Raw genomic sequence first — 19,584 nt, 5'->3', positions numbered from 1 at the left:
ATTAATTTAATTGAAAATCAGGTTATTTCTAGCAACTCTTGTTGGCACTTCCGGCAACAATAAATCTGTTGTTTGTTAACCACCTTGTTATGCCTTCTCAACGTCAGCTTAACTGTCCCGCACTGACACTTATAGTCAAACATTTTACCTTGGGTCTTGGTTGTGTCCATTTTATGTCTTACCGTTGCGGGTAAGTTGAACACATTATTCATAATTGATTGCCATTCAATACCATGGGGTTTCACACGTTTGAATAACTGGAATGTAATGATGTGAGCAACTTCGTGAGGAATCACAGTAACAAGAAACTCGTCAAAATTATCCATCAATAAAGTGCTATTGAGCTTTATCAGGTTTTTTTGTAAGTGAGCCGTTCCTGCTATATTTCCCCGTTGATTAAACATCAGAGTAGGGGCTACAAACTTTCGATGAAAATAAACTTCAGCCATTTGAATACAGTCTAATACTCGCTGCTGAATTATTTTTTGTTGTGCAAAACTGATCATTTAATTGAAATTGTTTTTAGGTGCTTATTTGAGTGTAGAGGTGATGATTAATGGCCTAACTAGACCATTAATCATCGAGAGGATAATAGAGGTTAGTTTATTTCACAAGCTAAACAATGAGCATAAACACCATTAGGATCATTCAATTTTGTGACGGCATCTACCTCTTCAACTAGTTGTTTAACAAAGCCAGCTAGCGCAGAATCTTTTTTGGCGAAGCTGCCATGTCCAATTGTTTGAGAAGCTTGCCCTAAGAATTCTTTCCAGAATTTTTCACTAGGGCTTAAATCTCGTTCGACATATTTGGTTTCGTAGTTTTCCAGTTTCGCTAAATCTGCCGCAGCGGAAACGGCATCATCTAAAAACCCTAGGTTATCAACTAAACCTAATTCTTTCGCCGTTTCCCCAATCCAAACTCTACCTTGGGCAATTTTGTCGACAGCTTCCACCGTCATGTTTCTTTCCTTGGCAACTAAGTTAAGAAATTCTTGATAACCATGATTTATGCTCATTTGAATAACTTGGCCAGCTCTAGGATCAAGTGCTTTAGTCACGTTCAATCCAGAGAAGTCCGTGGTACCCACACCATCAGAGTGAATGCCTAAATAATCAAGGGTATTTTCAAAGGTCATAAACATGCCAAAGATACCAATAGAGCCAGTAACAGTGCTAGGCGCTGCCCAAATCTCATCCGCAGCAGCTGAAATCCAATAGCCACCTGAGGCACCATAAGTACTCATCAAAGCAACGACAGGTTTATTTGCAGTTTTTAGGTTTTCAACTTCTTGGCGGATAATTTCAGAGGCAAATGCGCTGCCCCCAGGGGAGTCTACATACAATACTACTGCTTTGACCGAGTCATCTAATCGGGCTTTACGAAGCAACTCAGCAGTACTGTCACCGCCGATGTCTCCGGCTTTTTGAGTGCCGTTTAAAATCGACCCTTTGGCGACCACGATTGCAACATGATCAACATCAACTTGTGGAAGATGATAAATGGGTTTAATTACTTTTAAGTAATTATTTAGGCTTATTTGACTAAAACTCTTATGGTTTTTGTCTTCGCCGACAATATCAATTATTTCTTGTCTTATAGCTTCACGAGTAGGCAATCCATCTACCCAACCGTTTTCCATTGCGTAGGCTGCAAAATCACCATCAACTTGTTCAAATTTGAGTAAAAATTGATCTAGATCTTCATCAAAAGCGCTAGTTGATAGATTACGTGCTGCAGCAACATCTGCTTTGTATTGATTCCAAAGTACTGTCAACCAAGCTTTATTTGCTTCTTTTGCCGGCTCAGACATGTCATCGCGAATGTAAGGTTCAACAGCCGATTTATATGTGCCTACTTTAAACACATGAGTTGTCACTTTTAACTTTTCTAAGGCTGCTTTGTAATAGGTTGGGTAACGTCCATAACCTTCAAACATCATCGCGCCCATAGGGTTCATGTAAACTTTGTCGGCTTTACTGGCCAGGTAGTACTGACTTTGAGTATAGTAGTCTGCTATGGCATAAACAGGCTTTCCACTTTCTTTAAAATCGTCAATGGCCATTGCCACTTGCTTCATTTTATCCATGCCTACATTGCCCATACCTTGAAGTTGCAGAATCAAGGTTTTAACGCGATTATCATGTTTGGCATTTTCTAACGCGAACAGCACATCCTTTAATAACACTTCTGGATTTTCTGGCTCTTGACCAAAAGCTTCTTCCAAAAATTTGTTCATTGGATCAACATAGCGTTTCTCAATCACGATATCGCCTTCAATATTGAGAACTAATGCTGTACTTTTAGGAACCAACACTTTGCCATCATCTTTCATTAGCATCGCAATGAAACCGATAGCCAAAATAATAAAGATAATATTAAAAAATGCTTTTCGACAGAAATTTAAAACTGTCCAGATTCCAACAAAAAAAGATTTAGTCCAACTACTACCATTTGCCATATAGAAATTCACCTGAAATTGTACAATTTGCTTATCCTAACGAATTTTAATAATTAAGCGACAATACAAATGTAATTTTTTATGAATGAAATGACTTTTGTGGTAATTGTGCTCAATTAAACGGCAAAAGATTCGAAACCTCGGGCGCTAAAGCTTTAACGACAATTAAATTCACAAGGAAATTCAGATTGCAGTTGCAGTAAAACAGTGAAGTTTGCATACTAATATATCAATTCTGATTTAGTCACTGGGTTAATATGCAAGCTATTGAATTATTGTTAAACAGACGCTCTCAACCAAGATTGAAAGGGCCAGCCCCTCAAGGTCAGCAGCTTGAAATAATTATGCAGGCAGCATTGCGCGCGCCTGATCATGCCGGTTTAACACCGTGGAAGTTTGTTGTTTGTCAGGGAAGGGGACTAATTAAGTTAGGTGAGATTTTCGAAGAAGCGGCAATTAATGAAGATCTAGATGAAAACCAGATTAAACGGGCACCACAAATGCCGCTTCGAGCTCCTATGGTTATTGTCGCTATCGCCAAATACTCAGAGCATGAGAAGGTGCCATGGATTGAACAAGTTGCTTCCGCTTCGTGTGCCGTCCATGCAATGCAAATGGCTGCGGTAGCACAAGGTTTTGGCGGTGTATGGAGAACAGGAACATTCGCTCAAAATGAAGATGTTAAATGTGCATTTTTCTTAGAAGAAAAAGATGAAATTGTCGGTTTTCTCTATTTAGGTACGCCTACAACAGAAGCGATGCCAGCCCCGCAGCGCAGCAGCAGTGATTATTTTGAGTTTTGGAATTAGTTACTCAGACCATAATTTTGCCTAAGCGCTAAACGACTGAAAGAAAAAACGCCCCATTTTGAGGTGGCCCTCAGTAATTGGATTGTCCAACTGTTGAGGCCTCGTTAGATTTGGGGCGTTTTAGATGGCTAGATAAAAAGCTATTTATTCGACATTAAATGTCATGCCTGCTTTGTCAATTAATCGGCTGATCAATTTATCTCCCATTGCTGGCGCCGTAGTCCAAATACCACCTTTCACTGTTAGCTCATCCTTAGCAAGGCAAACGGCAGACTCCGAAATCATTTTAGAGGTCGTGCCATAGCCCGGGTCCATGTTGCCTTTTACTGAAACAGTTAACTGATTTTGGTTTTCTTGAGCTGAGAAAATAACATCAAAAAAGCCTGCTTCACGTTCCTCTTTACTTGGCCCTTCACCAGGTTTTGGTCCCTCGTCACTGGCCATGCTTTTGTCTGCAGCAACGTGGTCTGCAATTGCTTTGCCTTTTTCACCAGGGCCGGTAAACATCATTTCGTCGTATACAAAATCCTCGCCATACTGATGGGATAATAAATAATTTGAACGATGTATATTCCGAGTATTGATTGCCGCCATAATAAAAGGAGCAGACCAACTATTAAACTCTTCTTCATAAATAGGTTTATTACCCAAAGGCTGTTCAGGGCCTTTAAACGTCGGCGTTAGTGCAAATGGATTTAATAATACCTGCATTACCGATTTATCTTTTCTCGCGGCCGCCATGGTAGCTTGTAGACTGGCTTTAGTGCCACCAGAAAACGTACCTTTCATACCTCTTACGCGACCTTTAACTCGGCTAAAGGTATGTGAGAATTTTTCTTTTGCTTTTTGCTGAAGAAAATACACACCCAAGTCAAAGGGGATTGAATCGAAACCGCATGAAAATACGATTCTAGCGCCACTTTTTTCCGCGCTATCTTGGTGTGCGGCTATCATGTCATGCATCCATGTAGGCTCACCACACAGATCCACATAGTCGGTACCAGTTTGTGCACACAATGCGACTAAATCATTGCCATATAACTGATATGGCCCTACAGTCGTCAACACTACTTTGGTGCTTTGTACAAGAGATTTCAGGCTGTCTACGTCGTTTGAATCAGCGATTATGCAATCTACATCGGAACTTAGGTTTAAGTTCGATTTTATTTCGTTTAGTTTGCTGAGGTTTCTGCCCGCGATAGCCCAGTTTAGATCTTGTTTGCTTGGGTAAGTTTTTGCTAAATATTCTGCAACGAGTTGACCGGTAAAACCTGTTGCGCCATATACAATCACATCATAAGTTGGTTTCGACATCATAATAGCTACTAATCATTTTCTAATTATAGGAAGCATGATAGTAAACAAAATAGATACAAATTAAGAGTTGATATGATTTATTAGCGACTATTGATATGGAGAATAGTTGATTTAAATAAGGGCTGATTGAAAAAGCCTTGCGGCTAGAAAAAGCAGAAACAAAAGATTGGGGAAGGGCAGATTTAGGAATTAAAAAAGCACCATTGCTAAGGCTAGCAATGGTGCTCATTAAATTAAAACTGAAATTGAAACTTTATTTAGGGAACAGTAACAATCTTAAATGCGTTAGTAGAGCCTATGGTTTCCATTTCATCACCATAAGTCATAACAAAACAATCACCACTTTCAACGATACCTTTGCTTTTTAAAACATCAATAACGTCTTGTTTCAATTTACCCGGCTCACTGCCTCGAGAATCGAAATAAACCTGTTTGACGCCTCTGAAAAGGGCCATAGTATTTAACGTTGATTCGTGTCTTGATAAGGCATAGATAGGCAACGAAGTAGTAATGCGAGACATGATTTTAGATGTGTTACCACTTTCGGTTAACGCTATCAAAGCTTTGATGCTAGCCAAGTGGTTGGCCGCATACACTGCTGAAAGCGCAACAGTCTCACTCACTGATGTGAATTTTTCATCGACGCGGTGTTTAGATATTTTAACGCTTGGGTGAGTTTCTGCACCTTCACATACTCGCGCCATCGCGGCAACGGTTTCGATGGGGAATTCACCGGCTGCGGTTTCGGCAGAAAGCATCACTGCATCTGTGCCATCTAATACCGCATTTGCCACGTCCATTACTTCGGCTCGAGTTGGCATAGGGCTGCTGATCATCGACTCCATCATTTGCGTAGCAGTGATCACTACCTTGTTCATTTGTCTGGAGCGGGAAATCAATTTTTTCTGTACACCAACTAACTCTGCATCACCAATTTCAACACCTAAATCACCACGGGCAACCATTACCGCATCTGATGCTTGGATAATGTCATCTATTGCTTCATCACTGGCGACTGTCTCAGCTCTTTCGACTTTGGCGCAAATAAGCGCTCTACAACCTGCTTCTACCGCAAGTTTACGAGCATAATCTAAATCAGCTCCACATCTAGGAAACGACACGGCAAGATAATCAACGTCCATTTGTGCGGCCGTTTTAATGTCTTGTTTGTCTTTCTCTGTTAACGCTTCTGCAGATAACCCGCCGCCGAGACGGTTGATGCCTTTATTGTTAGACAGCTTTCCACCTACAGTTACTTTGGTGAATACTTTTCTACCTACTACTTTTTCAACTAGCAGTTGAATTCTGCCATCGTCTAATAACAACAAATCATCAGGGTGCACATCATCTGGTAGGGCTTTGTAGTCAATTCCTACAGATTTTTGGTCGCCATCTTCTTTGCCCATTTCAGCGTCAAGAATGAATTCATCACCGATGTTTAATTTAATTGGACCATCTTTGAACCGAGACACTCGAATTTTTGGACCTTGAAGATCACCAAGGATAGCAATGTATTTCCCCAATTTTTTGGCCACATCTCTTACAATTTTGGCTCTATTAATATGGTCTTCTGCAGTTCCGTGAGAGAAATTCATACGCACGACATTTGCGCCTGCCTTGATAATACCTTCTATCATTTCAGGGGTGTCTGTTGCGGGTCCAAGAGTAGCGAGAATTTTAGTACGTCTTAACATAGAGTTTAGTGTCCGACTTGGTTTGTTAAAAAATAACCTGAATTGGCGAATAAAAAGCCGATTTGTGCTTTTTCGGCAAATAATCTGACAGCAAACTCAGGTTTTTGTAATTTTATTACAAAATAGTAGTGCAAAGTTGCGTAAATGTGAATTAATTTAAGTAAATACTTTGATGAATATTAAATGACAGTCACTGTAAGCTACTCGTCTCGCTTTTCAAATCTAGACCCTCTGAGTGTATCTTTTACACGTTTTAGGTTTTCTCTAAACTTACCACCGCGTCTTAAAGTAAAGCCGGTAGCGAGAATATCAATTAGAATTAATTGCGCGATTCTGGATGCCATTGGCATGTACATGTCAGTATCTTCAGGCACCTCGAGTGATAAAACTAAATTACACTCTTTGGCTAATGGGCTATTTTTAGATGTTATCCCAACTACAGTTGCATCGTTTGCTCTGGCAATATGTGCGATCTCCACTAGGCTTTTTGTTCTGCCAGTGTGTGAGATCAATACGACGACGTCATCTTCAGTGCTGTTCATGCAACTCATACGTTGCATCAAAATATCTTCAAAATAGACAACGGGAACGTTGAATCTAAAAAATTTATTAAGGGCATCGTGGGCAACAGAAGCACTTGCCCCTAAACCAAAAAACGATATTTTTTGAGCTTGGGTAAGCAAATCAACGGCACGATTGATTGTATTGATATCGACTGATTGCCTTGCAACTTCTAATGACGCCATGGTTGATTCGAATATTTTTTTAGTATATTCCTCAGGCCCGTCATTTTCCTCGACATGTCGATTGACATAGGGCGTTCCGTTGGCAAGACTTTGGGCAAGATGCAGTTTGAAATCTGGAAATCCCTTAGTGTCTAGGCGACGACAAAACCGATTAACGGTTGGTTCGCTGACATCTGACATTTTAGCAAGTGTAGCTATACTTGAATGTATTGCTGTTTGAGGATTATCTAAAATTATATCCGCTACTTTTCTTTCAGATTTACTAAAAACGGATTTATTTTGTGTTATTTTTTCAAGAATATTCATCGGTGCATAAATCTTATTGTTTTGTTGCGACTTAGTTTAAACGACATTTAACACTACTTTTGTCGGTTTGTTACAGTAATTGTTGTAAGTTTTTACCAAATTAGCCAGCATTTTTTATAAGTTTTGTTAAAATAACCATATTATTTGTAATTAAACAAGAGACGTAATATGTTGTAATATTACAACATATAATGTTAAATTTTAGCTCAATTGTCATAATAAAACGTAATTCATTTGTTGTAATTACATTTTATTAGTGTTCATTCTTCTATATATAGGTCATTAAAATGGTGTTGGAAAATTCTATTGAACCGTGCGACTTTGTCCTTTTTGGTACTAAAGGGGATCTGGCCCGCCGTAAATTATTGCCGGCTTTATATCAGTTAGAAAAAGCAAATTTAGTCCACGCCGATTCACGTATCATCGGTGCGGCTCGTCAAGATATCAGCAACGAAGAATATGTTGAGGATGTTAAAGATAGTATCGTTGAATTTAGTGGCGAAGCCCTATGTGAAGATACTTGGAATCGTTTTTCAGAAAAATTAGATTATGTTTGTGTCGACATGAAAGACATAAATAGTTACCCATCGTTTAAACAGCATGTAGATAGATCGCGGACTATGGTTTGCTACTTAGCAACGCCACCTTCTATCTTTGGTGACATTTGTAAAGGCTTGCACAATGCAGGTGTTATCGATTCGAGTGTACGTGTTGTGCTTGAAAAACCACTTGGTCATGATTTGAAGTCGTCAAAAGTCATCAACGATCAAGTTGCTGAGTTCTTCGACGAAAAACAAATTTATCGAATTGATCACTATTTAGGTAAAGAAACTGTTTTAAACCTTGTTTCATTACGCTTTGCCAATTCAATTTTTGCAACCAATTGGGATCATAACTGTATCGACCATGTGCAAATTTCTGTGGCTGAATCAGTTGGGATTGAAGGCCGTTGGGGATATTTTGATGAAGCTGGTCAAATGCGCGATATGGTGCAAAACCACTTGTTGCAAATCCTAACGTTGATTGCCATGGAACCGCCCGCAGTTTTAGATGCAGACAGTATTCGTGACGAAAAGTTAAAAGTGTTGAAAGCGCTTAGACCTATTACCGCTGCCAATGTACAAACAGATACTGTACGTGGTCAGTATGTAGGTGGTTTTGTAAAAGGCAAAGAAGTACCTGGCTATTTGGATGAAGAAGGCGCTAATACCAAGTCTGAAACAGAAACCTTTGTATCACTCAAAGTTCATCTAGATAACTGGCGTTGGGCAGGGGTTCCGTTTTACCTGCGTACTGGTAAACGTTTGCCAAGCAAAACCAGTGAAGTCGTTATTTACTTTAAACGCCAACCTCACAATTTATTTGGGGAAAGTTTTGCGCAATTACCACCTAATAAATTAACCATTCGTCTGCAACCTGATGAAGGTGTTGAAATTACCGTAATGAACAAAGTACCTGGGCTAACTAGTAGTGGTTCCATGGACTTGCAAAAATCGCGCTTGAACCTAAGTTTTTCTGAAGAGTTCAAAGATGACCGTATTGCCGATGCTTACGAAAAATTACTGTTAGAAGTGATGATCGGTAATCAGGCATTGTTCGTGCGTCGTGATGAAGTTGAACAAGCTTGGACTTGGGTTGACGGAATATTCCGCGCTTGGGGTGCCAACAATGATTTACCTGAACCTTATCAGGCTGGTACTTGGGGTCCAGTAGCATCAATAGCGCTGCTAGCTCGAGATAATCGTGCATGGTATGAATCGCGAATTGGGAAGAAAAAGTAATATGGCGCTAATTGAAACTAAATATTCTTCAGTTGAGCTTTTGAATCAAGATTTTTCAAGTCAAATCGCAGATATCTTGAAACAAGGAATAGCCAAAAACGGTCGAGCTAGTTTAGCCGTTTCAGGTGGACGTACTCCGGCTGCGATGTTTAATCAGCTTTCTAAGCAAGACTTAGAATGGGAAAAGGTAGACGTAACCTTAGTTGATGAACGCTGGGTGGACGAAAGCGATCCGGCGAGCAATGCTGCAATGGTGAAGCGTGAACTATTGATCAATAAAGCCGCAGTGGCGAATTTTTTTGGATTAAAAACATCAGAGGCCGATGCCTGTGATGCCGTGTCTTTTTTAAATACGAATTTAAGCAAGATAAAAACGCCTTTTGATGCGTTAATTCTTGGCATGGGTGAAGATGGTCACACCGCTTCGCTGTTTCCCTGTTCTGAACAATTGGAACAAGGCTTAAATACCAATTTAGATAGCGATTATATTGCGGTTACTCCTACCACTGCGCCAAATCAAAGAATGTCACTAACATTAAAAAGTATACTCAACAGTGAAAATATCTTTTTACATTTAGTGGGTGAATCTAAAAAACGTATTATCGACATTGCTCAGCAAAGTGATGACGCCTTGGAAATGCCTATTCGAGCCGTCTTTAATAATACCGATGTAAAACTTATTTGGGCTGCTTAGGAGAACATATGAATTCTGTGATTCAAGAAGTAACCGAGCGGATTATCGAACGAAGTCGACAATCCAGACAAAATTATCTAGACAAAATTGAAAGCGCACGCTTGCAAGGGCCACATCGTGGTGTTTTATCTTGTGGCAACTTAGCCCATGGTTTTGCTGCCTGTAATACAGAAGATAAAGCTGATTTAACTAGCTTAACTAAATCAAATATTGCCATTGTATCGTCATACAATGACATGCTTTCTGCACACCAACCTTATGAAGCTTATCCGCAAATACTAAAAGATGCTATTCGTGATATCGGTAGTGTTGCCCAGTTTGCCGGTGGTGTTCCGGCTATGTGTGATGGGGTTACTCAAGGTAATCCTGGCATGGATCTGAGCTTGATGAGTCGTGATGTCATTGCTCTTTCTACCGCAGTAGGGCTGTCGCATAATATGTTCGATGGCGCATTGATGCTGGGCATTTGTGACAAAATCGTCCCAGGATTATTAATGGGCGCTTTGAGTTTTGGACATTTACCAACAGTTTTTGTACCTGCGGGTCCAATGCCTTCTGGTTTACCTAATAAAGAAAAAGCGCGCGTACGCCAAATGTTCGCTCAAGGTAAAGTAGGGCGCAAAGAGTTACTTGAATCAGAATCGAAAAGTTATCACTCAGCGGGTACGTGTACCTTTTATGGTACCGCTAACAGTAACCAATTAGTGGTTGAGGTGATGGGACTGCATTTGCCAGGCTCTTCTTTTGTTAATCCAGGTACGGATTTACGGGATGAATTAACTAAAGCCGCTGCCCGTCAAGTGACTCGATTAACCGATTTAGGTGATAATTATACGCCTATTGGTCATATTGTGGATGCCAAAGCATTAGTCAATGGCTTAGTCGCATTACTTGCAACAGGTGGCTCAACTAACCACACCATGCATTTAGTTGCAGTCGCACGCTCTGCGGGTTATGAGATAAATTGGGATGACTTTTCTGACATTTCCAATGCAGTACCTTTGTTAACACGGATTTATCCGAACGGTTCTGCTGATATTAACCACTTTACTGCCGCTGGCGGTATGGCAGTTTTGTTTAAAGAATTGCTAAGCGCCGGTTTATTGCATAACGATGTGAAAACCATTTGTGGCGAAGGGTTAGAACAATATACCAAAGAACCTACATTGAAAGATGGCGAGTTGACTTGGCAAGATGGTCCGGCTGAGTCATTTGATCCTGAAGTGATCTCATCTGTTGCTAAACCATTTAAACCCGATGGCGGTTTATCTGTTTTGCATGGCAATTTGGGCCGTGCGGTGATGAAAACTTCGGCATTACGTGAACCTCATTGCAAAATTAAAGCTCCGGCAGTGGTATTTGAAGATCAGTTCGAATTGGCCGATGCCTTCAAGGCCGGTGATTTAGATAAAGATTGTATTGTTGTCGTTCGTTTCCAAGGTCCGGCAGCGATTGGTATGCCTGAACTGCATAGTTTAACGCCGCCTCTTGGTGTGTTGCAGGACAAAGGCTTTAAAGTTGCTTTAGTCACCGATGGTCGTATGTCTGGTGCATCTGGAAAAGTACCAGCTGCTATCCATGTGACCCCTGAAGCCTATCACGGTGGTTTGTTAGCCAAAGTCGAAAGTGGCGATTTAATCGAGCTCAACACTGAAACCGGTGAGATGTGTTTATTGGTTAGCACTGAAGAATTGGCGAAACGAAAAACTAAAGTGGCACAAACTGACAAACACCAAATTGGTATGGGCCGTGAAATGTTTGCTTCTATGCGCAACTCTCTAACGGGTGCAGAGCAGGGCGCATGTTCTCTATTTGCTGGATCAGGTAATCAACATGACCTCTAAATTCGTAGCCGATGTCGGTGGGACAAATATTCGTATTTGCCAAGTTGAAGGACATAACTTAATCAATATCAAAAAATATTTATGTGTTGATTTTCCTACGATTGAAGATGCGATTAAACATTACTTTAGCGAATTTCCAGAGGTTAAGTTTAGTTTTGGGTGTATCGCAATAGCGTGCCCGGTAATCGGTGATTGGGTAAAAATGACCAATCACACATGGGAGTTTTCCATTGACCAGCTAACCAAAGGTTTATCTTTGGATTGGCTGGGGGTTATTAATGACTTCACTTCTGTGGCGCATTCATTGCCAGTGTTAAAGGATGATCAAAAAGTTCAAATTGGCGCTGGTGCGCCAAAATTGAATGCCAATATTGCTGTTTTTGGACCAGGTACGGGTTTAGGTGTAGAACACCTCACTTTTACGGATAAAGGTTGGAAAGCTCTAGATGGCGAAGGCGGACATGTTGATTTTGCCGCAAATGACGAGAATGAATTCGCTATTTGGCGCTACCTTAAAAAGAAATTAGGGCATGTGTCTGCTGAAGAGGTTTTATCAGGCCGTGGCATCGTACATATCTATGAAGGGTTGGCAGAGAAACATCAGCAAGCAGCTATTTTTGCTGATCCAGCCCAAATTACTGAAAAAGCGCTATCTGAAGAATGTGAAATCTGCGTAGAAACATTGCAGCAGTTTTGCAAAATTATGGGTAGTTTTGCAGGTAACTTAGCGCTTAATTTAGCAACCTATGGCGGCGTATATATCGGTGGTGGTATTGCTTCACGTTTTGTTGACTTTATTAAAAGTAGTAAGTTTCGTGCTCGTTTTGAAGACAAGGGACGATTTAGACATTATGTCTCTAACATCCCAACCTACATCATTACAGAACCTGATCATGGTTTACTGGGCGCAGCTGCCTATTTACAACAGAATCATAAGGAGTAAGCAATATGTCATTTAATTGGAAAATGAGTTCGCAAGAAGTTTTTAGTCAGGGGCCAGTCGTACCTGTATTAGTTATCAAAAATATTGAACATGCAGTACCTGTTGCAAAAGCTTTAATAAAAGGCGGCATTAAAGTACTTGAAGTGACATTACGCACTGAAATCGCTCTTGATGTGATCAAAAAAATCGCCACTGAAGTTCCTGAAGCCATTATTGGTGCTGGTACAGTGACTAACGAAGCGCAGTTAAAGCAAGTTGAAGAAGCAGGCGCTATTTTTGCAATTAGCCCAGGGATGACTACCAGCTTATTGGAAGCAGGCAAACGTTGTTCAATATCTCTAATCCCAGGTATAGCTTCAATATCTGAGCTGATGACTGGATTGGATATCGGTTACACACACTTTAAGTTTTTCCCTGCAGAAGCTTCAGGTGGTATAAAAGCGCTGAAATCTATTGGCGGTCCTTTCCCTGATATCACGTTTTGTCCAACAGGTGGAATCGGTCCGAATAATTATTTAGATTACTTGGCTTTGCCAAACGTTCAGTGTGCTGGCGGTTCTTGGTTGGTGCCAGACGATGCGGTTGAAGCGGGTGATTGGGATCGTATCACTGAGCTTGCTAAAGCGGCGGTTGAAGGTGCTAAAACACTTTCTAAGTAGTGTTTTTTAGCCACTGAAATGAAAAAAGCTTGTATTTATTACAAGCTTTTTTTGTTGGTGAGACAGATGTGTTTAAACCTTTTTTTGAAAGCTCTATTGTCACCGGTTTAGTCTAAAAAACCTTAAGCATTGTCAAACATTTCAGGGTGTAATCTCAATCGTTTTTGAATAACACTCAATCTGAACCCCAACATAATAGCGGCACTTGTTAACCCGCAAATAAAACCGATCCAGAATCCAGATGCACCTAAAGCAGGTACAATAAAATCGGTTAGCGCTAGAATTATTCCGGTTGGCAAACCCACGCCCCAATATGCAAAAAAGCAAATAATGAACATCGCAGTTGTATCTTTGTATCCCCGTAATGCACCTGCGGATATTGCTTGAACAGAATCGGAAAGCTGAAACATTGCAGCTAGGGTCATTAGGCTCATGGCCAGCTCAATCACTTGCCGATTTTCAGTGTAAAGCATGGAAATTTGTTGTTTAGCGACTATGGTTATGATTGCTGTAAAACACGCAATAAAAAGGCCTAAAAGGATTGCCGTTTTGGTTGCCAATGCTGCGCCAACCTGATCTTGTTTACCCCAAAAATGACCTACACGTATAGTTGTTGCCATACCTAAACTCAGTGGAAACATAAACATGGTCGCTGAAAAGTTGAGGGCGATCTGGTGCGATGCAACGGTTAATGGTCCAAGTGGTGACAATAGCAGTGCAACCACACCAAATAAGGTCACTTCAAAAAGTAAGGTCAACGCAATCGGAAGTCCCAACTTTAAAGTAATGTAAATTTGTCTAATATCGGGTTTTGACCAGTTCTGAAATAAATTGCTGTTAATACGCTTAGACAAATGGATATAGAGTGCGGTGCCAATAAACATCGCAAAAAATACTAAGCTTGTTGCCAAACCACATCCAACACCACCCATAGCCGGCAAACCAAATTTACCGTATATCAATATATAGTTTGCTGGAATATTGATGATTAACCCTAATCCCATGATTAACATAGTCGGTTTAGTAAATGACAAACCTTCGCAATAATTACGCAAAATTTGATATCCAGCGAACGCTGGGGCTGATACAACAATGTACTTCATGTAATCAGTAGTGATATCGCGTAATTTGTCTTCGATGTCCATCAACGAAAACCAGTACTCTATAAAGAATACTGAAAGAGCAATACAGATCGATACTGGAATAATCAAATAAAACGCTTGGTGAACCTTTTGCGCTGCTTTTTCCGATTCGCCAGCTCCGTGCAGTTTCGAGACGATTGGCGGAATGGCCATCGCTAGACCTTGTACAAAGCACAAGATGGGAATGGTAATGCTGAACCCAATTGCCACTGCTGCCATATCGGTTGCTGAATAGCGGCCTGCCATGATGGTATCGGACACACCCATTAAGGTTTGGGTAATTTGAGCAATAAGCAGCGGCCAAGCAAGGTTTACTAGCTGCTTTAATTCGGTTTTTAAATTAGTCAAAATAATTCAATCTTAATTTTTGCGCCTGTCGGCAAGTTAGTCTGTTCTTTTTCCAGGAGAATATAACAATTTGCGGATGCTATGGATGACATGATGCCAGAGCCTTGACTACCATTAGGTTTTACCCAATATTCTCCGTGTTCGTCTTGGTATGCTATGCCTCTTTGAAAATCAGCACGCCCAGCTCGCTTAAAAATAGGAGCAGCGCAGGTAGCGTTAATCGTAAACTGGTTAACGCTTTTGCGTCCCATAAGTTTATGTAATAGGGGCGTTACTAGTTTTTCAAAGGTGACATAAGAGGAAACGGGATTTCCAGGTAAACCACAAAATATGGCATCATTAACCATACCAAACGCAAAAGGTTTTCCTGGTTTAATCGCGACTTTCCAAAAATCGATGCGTCCTACTTTTTCTAATACTTGCTTAACATAATCAGCATCGCCTACGGAAACCCCGCCACAGGATAAAATTAGATCCGCCTTACGACTGGCATCTAATAAAACGTCTGCAATTTTATCGGGATCATCTTCTATGATGCCATAATGAATGATATCTACATTCATTTGCTGCAATAAACCCTGTAATGCGAATCTATTACTTTCGTATATTTGACCATTTTTCAACTTATCGCCAGGCACCACTAATTCATCCCCCGTTGCGATAATTGCCACTCTAGGTTTGCGCAATACAGTTACTGAAGGTTCTCCAATCGAGGCTAATAATGCCATATGTGCAGGCGTGAGTTTTTCTCCCGCTGCGATAACTTGCTGTCCTAATTGGATGTCTTCACCGGCAAGGCGAACACTGTTACCTGCCTTTGTAGCTTGATTCAAAACGATGTTATTTTCGTGTATCGCTACGTTTTCTTGCATCATGACGGTATTCGTACCGGCGGGCAGGATTGCGCCTGTGGTTATTCTGATGCAGTGTCCCGCTTTTACCTCATCATCAAAGGGCTGCCCAGCTAAAGCTTGTCCTTGAATGGTTAATGTGGTGCCTTGGGGTAATTCGTGGTCAACCTGAAACGCAAACCCATCCATTGCTGAGTTATTTTTTGGCGGCACTTGCAGTTTTGCAAAAATAGCCTCTGCGGTGATTCGGTTCAATGCATCTATGATTGAAATAGTTTCCTGCTCTACTAAGGTATCGCATTGCTGCAACATTTTATCTAGTGCATTTTCAATTGGCATTAAGTTCGGCATGGTGGAGTCACTATTTTTCATTCAAATTAACACTAAAGCTGGAAGTAAAGGAGGGCGCTAATATAACGTGATTTTAATGGGTTACCAAATCAAAATAATCAAAACTTTGACTATGATTGTATATAGAAAAGAGGTAGTTAGCGCATTGTGATTATACTAACTACCTAGAAACGAAATTAGTATTTTTCGATGCTGTAGCCTTTTTCTTGCATTAATTTAAGTACGCTTTGCTCACCCGCTAAATGTAATGCCCCGACTAAAATTAATTCGTTTTGTTGGTTGTCAAAAAGTTGTTCAATCTTAGGTAGCCAGTTTTTATTACGCTGAACTAATAATTGATCATAAATCTCTGGATAATCACGCTGCATTTCATCAATACCTATTTCTGCTAATTTGTCTAAATCACCGGCACGCCAAGCATTAATCAGTTTTGGCATCATTTCTTTTATTTTTGCTACATCTTTAAGGCTATAGGCAATCATGGCGTCTTCTTCCCCTTTACCCATGTCTGCCAGCATAGCCATTTGTTCTTCAGGCTCTTCAAACCATTTTGCTTGCTTTTGATCGCCCATACCCTTGGTAGAGTAATATACATCTACGCCAGCACTGCTTACCCCCATCATTTGCAGTTCAATCATCGACAAGGTGACGGATAAAAAGCTCGGTTTTAGCATAGAAAATTGTTGCAAAGAGAGATTACGTTGTTGTAAATGAGTTTCAAGATCTTGGTAGGTTTGCTCTGACAAAAAGTCTTTAATGGTCTTACCATCTTGCAATAAAATATACTGTAATGATTGCTGTTGGAATTCGGGACTATTCATTCTGACGATATCGGATTCAAATACTAGCGTATCTGAAGCTTGATAAGCTTTTTCAAACTCTTCAGGCAAAGGATAATCTGTTGCACTTAATACATGGATTGTGCCACCGATAATTACAAAGTCATCTCCTTTACTTATTTTCCATAAGGGTGCGGCTTGCGCATAAAAAGATTGCAAAACCATAAATAATGAAATGAATAAAATTTTGTACATGCTGTAAATTCCTTGACGTATTGCTTACTAATTATCCAAATAAAAGAGGGAGTACTTTAGGTTAATCGTGACAGAACAAGTGATGTTGTTTACTTGACCATTTCGTTCAATTAAACGTCGATAATACTTTTATATGATGTCTGAACCTATTGATAACATATTTTAATTATTAAAAATATGCCTAATTAGGTTATGGCTGGGGAAATAATATAGGCAATTGCGTTAGCGGGAAAAACAAAAAACAACACCAACTCAATGTAGGTGTTGTTTGAATGTTGAATGACTATTCGAAACCTTAGTGTTCGGCTAACTCACTAGGGGTTAGGTAACCATCTTTGTTCATATCTAATTCTGCAAAAACGGCTGACAACGCTGGATCGCTTGCCGCTTCTTCTACACTTATACGACCATCTGCATCTGTATCTAAAATTGATATTTTGTCTTCTTGTGCATAAACAGAACTACTGGCTAAAACGAACGCGCTGATAAGGATAGCTTTTTTCATCTTCATATCTCCACTTGATTTAGATTTTCGTGTTTCGGATTAATACAGGCACTACTCAAATTGCCTCTTAACAAAACAACAATAACGTTTGTTGTATAAGTGGGGTATTACACTTACCGTGCCAGAATGGAGATGTCTTTTAATATCATATGGTTATGATTAATTTGTGTGGGGAGGGTTGAAATGCTGCGAGAAAAGCATGTAAATAACATGTTAATGTGTGTATGTTCGGTCACACTAATCGAAGGGGTAAAATATTTATCAAATAAATCATGGAGATAGGGTGGTGCAAAAAAGTGACAGCAAACTATCCCCATGACTTATAACATAGACTTTACATACTGCGAGTGTTACTTATCCAAACCGTTTGATACGGCGATAAAATAAAATCAGAATGATCTAAAATGATTTCATTTCCAGTGATGAGATCCCACCAACAGTCTGTTCCAATTAAGTTAATATCCGACATAACAACAGTTTGCTGTGTATCAGTGATATTGCTTATACAGAATATGCTTTGTCTTCTATCGATACTTTGTCGCCAAAAGCCAAATAATTTATTCCCTAACTGCAAGGTAAATTGTGTGGCGTTGGGATGAAATGCCTTTTGATTAATTCGAATTGACAGTAAATGATTCATCCGTTGAAGTGCTATGGCATGCTGGCTGTCTTTATTACTCAGTTGATCTTCAAGTTCCGACATATCCCAGCGCCTACGGTTAATGGAGCGATTCTGGCTGGTATTAGTGACCCTTTCATAATCATTCCCGGTGGCCAGTAAACTATGCACATACAACCCAGGTATGCCTTCAAGTGCAAACATAATTTCGTGAGCACAAATGAATCTTTCCATACCTAAATTATCAGGTCCTTTAGTGGTTCCTTTTAACGCATCGAATAAAGCGATATTAATTTCGTAGGGTTTTTGCTTGCCACCGGGTAGGGTACGCCAAGACACCATCCCGCCAAAACTCTGCATAGTGTTAACCAAGGTATTGATTTCTTTTTCATCGAGTAAACCCTCTGCTGGGCGCAGACCTATGCCGTCATGGGAGGCAATAAAGTTAAAATAGGTCGTCCCGTTTTGTGCAGGGGGCATGCTCATTTGCCAGTTCTTTAAATAAGTACAGTCTCCGGTAACCAATGTGTTGACCAACAGCGGTGGCAATGAAAAGTTGTACACCGCATGGGCTTCGTTAGCATTACCAAAATATGTGAGGTTTTCACGATTAGGAATGTTAGTTTCTGTAATAATAATACTGTCGTTTTGCGCATATTCGATTAATGTTCGAAGTAAGCGAATAACTTCATGGGTTTTTTCCAAATTGATGCAGGTAGTGCCTGATTTCTTCCAAAGAAAAGCAACCGCATCTAACCTGAAAATTCTGACACCATGATCCAAGTATTGACGGATTATTGAAACAAAGGCCGCCAAAACCTTAGGATTTTGAAAGTCAAAGTCCACCTGATCATGACTAAAAGTGCACCACACTTTTTTAATTCCGTTCTCGGTTTTGGTTTCCCGTAACAATTCCGATGTGCGCGGTCTTACCACGTTAGAGATATCGTAATCGTCATCAACAGTGAAGAAAAAATCACTGCCAGTGCCTTCACATTTAATAAAATTATCAAACCATACGCTGCGCGAAGAGCAGTGATTAATGACCAAGTCGGACATTAAGCGATAATTGCTGGAAATTGACTTAACGTCTAACCAATTACCCAGAGATTCATTCACACTCGAGTAGTCAATCACCGCGAAGCCATCATCTGAACTATAAGGAAAAAATGGCAATATATGCACCGCATTAATTGTATCTTTCACATATTTGTTCAAAAACTGGTGTAACGTTACCAATGGATTCTGCGTTTCTGACTCTATGCTATCCCCATAGGTAATTAATATAATGTCCTGTTCGTTCCAATGATTTTGATGAGGCACTGGAACCTGTCTATCGCTTACCTCATCTAATCTCATTGTAGTGATAAGAGACTTTGCGATTTCCTCACTACTTTGAGGAATATCAACCCCTTGATAAATGACATCTAAGTGATGTTGTACTTTTTCACACAGCCAGGTATAAGCTTCAGACATTTAT

At 40.1% G+C, this 19,584-nt stretch carries 16 protein-coding genes; 6 read left to right on the top strand and 10 right to left on the bottom strand.

What is annotated here, in order from left to right; translation table 11 throughout:
- Nucleotides 1–17 precede the first annotated feature (17 nt).
- Nucleotides 18–506 carry a SprT family zinc-dependent metalloprotease gene (locus tag VUI23_RS11780; RefSeq protein ID WP_216047488.1) on the bottom strand — a complete coding sequence of 163 codons (489 nt, stop codon included), beginning with the start codon at nucleotides 504–506 and terminating at the stop codon, nucleotides 18–20.
- 92 nt (nucleotides 507–598) lie between these two features.
- Nucleotides 599–2,461, bottom strand: a complete 1,863-nt coding sequence (sppA, locus tag VUI23_RS11775; protein ID WP_342804487.1) for a signal peptide peptidase SppA — start codon at nucleotides 2,459–2,461, stop codon at nucleotides 599–601.
- A 257-nt stretch (nucleotides 2,462–2,718) separates the two neighbouring features.
- On the opposite strand from sppA, the gene VUI23_RS11770 reads away from it, so the two are divergent.
- Nucleotides 2,719–3,270 (top strand): NAD(P)H nitroreductase, encoded by a 552-nt coding sequence (locus VUI23_RS11770; protein WP_342804486.1) that lies wholly within the window; start codon nucleotides 2,719–2,721, stop codon nucleotides 3,268–3,270.
- Nucleotides 3,271–3,414: 144 nt separating this feature from the next.
- On the opposite strand, the gene VUI23_RS11765 is transcribed toward VUI23_RS11770, so the two are convergent.
- The 3 genes from VUI23_RS11765 to VUI23_RS11755 all read right to left on the bottom strand — a co-directional run bounded on the left by VUI23_RS11765 (nucleotide 3,415) and on the right by VUI23_RS11755 (nucleotide 7,333).
- The gene (locus VUI23_RS11765; RefSeq protein ID WP_342804485.1) at nucleotides 3,415–4,587 is read right to left on the bottom strand and encodes a saccharopine dehydrogenase NADP-binding domain-containing protein; all 1,173 of its coding nucleotides are present in this window, start codon (nucleotides 4,585–4,587) and stop codon (nucleotides 3,415–3,417) included.
- Between the two features lie 257 nt (nucleotides 4,588–4,844).
- The gene (pyk, locus tag VUI23_RS11760; protein WP_216047484.1) at nucleotides 4,845–6,281 is read right to left on the bottom strand and encodes a pyruvate kinase; all 1,437 of its coding nucleotides are present in this window, start codon (nucleotides 6,279–6,281) and stop codon (nucleotides 4,845–4,847) included.
- A gap of 200 nt (nucleotides 6,282–6,481) precedes the next feature.
- Nucleotides 6,482–7,333 carry a MurR/RpiR family transcriptional regulator gene (locus VUI23_RS11755; RefSeq protein ID WP_216047483.1) on the bottom strand — a complete coding sequence of 284 codons (852 nt, stop codon included), beginning with the start codon at nucleotides 7,331–7,333 and terminating at the stop codon, nucleotides 6,482–6,484.
- A gap of 287 nt (nucleotides 7,334–7,620) precedes the next feature.
- On the opposite strand from VUI23_RS11755, the gene zwf reads away from it, so the two are divergent.
- The 5 genes from zwf to VUI23_RS11730 are packed head-to-tail and all read left to right on the top strand — an operon-like array spanning nucleotide 7,621 to nucleotide 13,254.
- A complete protein-coding gene (gene zwf, locus VUI23_RS11750) occupies nucleotides 7,621–9,114 on the top strand; it encodes a glucose-6-phosphate dehydrogenase (RefSeq protein WP_216047482.1) in 1,494 nt (497 codons plus the stop codon).
- Nucleotide 9,115: 1 nt separating this feature from the next.
- Nucleotides 9,116–9,808 (top strand): 6-phosphogluconolactonase, encoded by a 693-nt coding sequence (gene pgl / locus VUI23_RS11745; RefSeq protein WP_342804484.1) that lies wholly within the window; start codon nucleotides 9,116–9,118, stop codon nucleotides 9,806–9,808.
- Between the two features lie 8 nt (nucleotides 9,809–9,816).
- A complete protein-coding gene (gene edd, locus VUI23_RS11740) occupies nucleotides 9,817–11,652 on the top strand; it encodes a phosphogluconate dehydratase (RefSeq protein ID WP_342804483.1) in 1,836 nt (611 codons plus the stop codon).
- On the top strand, nucleotides 11,642–12,595 hold the full coding sequence (locus VUI23_RS11735; RefSeq protein ID WP_216047479.1) for a glucokinase: 954 nt from the start codon (nucleotides 11,642–11,644) through the stop codon (nucleotides 12,593–12,595). Before edd ends, VUI23_RS11735 begins: the two co-directional genes overlap by 11 nt.
- 5 nt (nucleotides 12,596–12,600) lie before the next feature.
- Complete coding sequence (locus VUI23_RS11730; RefSeq protein ID WP_342804482.1) at nucleotides 12,601–13,254, top strand: bifunctional 4-hydroxy-2-oxoglutarate aldolase/2-dehydro-3-deoxy-phosphogluconate aldolase; 654 nt, start codon at nucleotides 12,601–12,603, stop codon at nucleotides 13,252–13,254.
- Nucleotides 13,255–13,376: 122 nt separating this feature from the next.
- Here VUI23_RS11730 and VUI23_RS11725 read toward each other — a convergent pair whose 3' ends face one another.
- The 5 genes from VUI23_RS11725 to VUI23_RS11705 all read right to left on the bottom strand — a co-directional run bounded on the left by VUI23_RS11725 (nucleotide 13,377) and on the right by VUI23_RS11705 (nucleotide 19,580).
- Complete coding sequence (locus VUI23_RS11725; protein ID WP_342804481.1) at nucleotides 13,377–14,744, bottom strand: MATE family efflux transporter; 1,368 nt, start codon at nucleotides 14,742–14,744, stop codon at nucleotides 13,377–13,379.
- Nucleotides 14,741–15,967 (bottom strand): gephyrin-like molybdotransferase Glp, encoded by a 1,227-nt coding sequence (gene glp / locus VUI23_RS11720; RefSeq protein ID WP_342804480.1) that lies wholly within the window; start codon nucleotides 15,965–15,967, stop codon nucleotides 14,741–14,743. The genes VUI23_RS11725 and glp overlap by 4 nt, the downstream gene beginning before the upstream one ends.
- Nucleotides 15,968–16,122: 155 nt before the next feature.
- Nucleotides 16,123–16,980 (bottom strand): TraB/GumN family protein, encoded by an 858-nt coding sequence (locus tag VUI23_RS11715; protein WP_216047475.1) that lies wholly within the window; start codon nucleotides 16,978–16,980, stop codon nucleotides 16,123–16,125.
- Nucleotides 16,981–17,275: 295 nt separating this feature from the next.
- Nucleotides 17,276–17,485: a hypothetical protein gene (locus VUI23_RS11710; RefSeq protein ID WP_216047474.1), complete on the bottom strand. Its 210-nt coding sequence runs from the start codon at nucleotides 17,483–17,485 to the stop codon at nucleotides 17,276–17,278.
- A 334-nt stretch (nucleotides 17,486–17,819) separates the two neighbouring features.
- Nucleotides 17,820–19,580: a sugar phosphorylase gene (locus tag VUI23_RS11705; protein ID WP_342804479.1), complete on the bottom strand. Its 1,761-nt coding sequence runs from the start codon at nucleotides 19,578–19,580 to the stop codon at nucleotides 17,820–17,822.
- Between the last annotated feature and the right edge of the window lie 4 nt (nucleotides 19,581–19,584).

Source organism: Alteromonas sp. M12 (assembly GCF_037478005.1).
Classification (GTDB): Bacteria; Pseudomonadota; Gammaproteobacteria; order Enterobacterales; family Alteromonadaceae; genus Aliiglaciecola; species Aliiglaciecola lipolytica_A.
This window is presented reverse-complemented; position numbering and strand designations above follow the sequence as displayed.

Bases quoted from the DNA above. Each gene is read 5' to 3' on its own strand.
- pyk (WP_216047484.1), bottom strand. From the start codon at position 6,281: ATGTTAAGACGTACTAAAATTCTCGCTACTCTTGGACCCGCAACAGAC.
- VUI23_RS11735 (WP_216047479.1), top strand. From the start codon at position 11,642: ATGACCTCTAAATTCGTAGCCGATGTCGGTGGGACAAATATTCGTATT.
- glp (WP_342804480.1), bottom strand. From the start codon at position 15,967: ATGAAAAATAGTGACTCCACCATGCCGAACTTAATGCCAATTGAAAAT.
- VUI23_RS11755 (WP_216047483.1), bottom strand. From the start codon at position 7,333: ATGAATATTCTTGAAAAAATAACACAAAATAAATCCGTTTTTAGTAAA.
- zwf (WP_216047482.1), top strand. From the start codon at position 7,621: ATGGTGTTGGAAAATTCTATTGAACCGTGCGACTTTGTCCTTTTTGGT.
- VUI23_RS11780 (WP_216047488.1), bottom strand. From the start codon at position 506: ATGATCAGTTTTGCACAACAAAAAATAATTCAGCAGCGAGTATTAGAC.
- VUI23_RS11710 (WP_216047474.1), bottom strand. From the start codon at position 17,485: ATGAAAAAAGCTATCCTTATCAGCGCGTTCGTTTTAGCCAGTAGTTCT.
- VUI23_RS11770 (WP_342804486.1), top strand. From the start codon at position 2,719: ATGCAAGCTATTGAATTATTGTTAAACAGACGCTCTCAACCAAGATTG.
- VUI23_RS11765 (WP_342804485.1), bottom strand. From the start codon at position 4,587: ATGATGTCGAAACCAACTTATGATGTGATTGTATATGGCGCAACAGGT.
- VUI23_RS11705 (WP_342804479.1), bottom strand. From the start codon at position 19,580: ATGTCTGAAGCTTATACCTGGCTGTGTGAAAAAGTACAACATCACTTA.
- pgl (WP_342804484.1), top strand. From the start codon at position 9,116: ATGGCGCTAATTGAAACTAAATATTCTTCAGTTGAGCTTTTGAATCAA.
- VUI23_RS11730 (WP_342804482.1), top strand. From the start codon at position 12,601: ATGTCATTTAATTGGAAAATGAGTTCGCAAGAAGTTTTTAGTCAGGGG.
- edd (WP_342804483.1), top strand. From the start codon at position 9,817: ATGAATTCTGTGATTCAAGAAGTAACCGAGCGGATTATCGAACGAAGT.
- sppA (WP_342804487.1), bottom strand. From the start codon at position 2,461: ATGGCAAATGGTAGTAGTTGGACTAAATCTTTTTTTGTTGGAATCTGG.
- VUI23_RS11715 (WP_216047475.1), bottom strand. From the start codon at position 16,980: ATGTACAAAATTTTATTCATTTCATTATTTATGGTTTTGCAATCTTTT.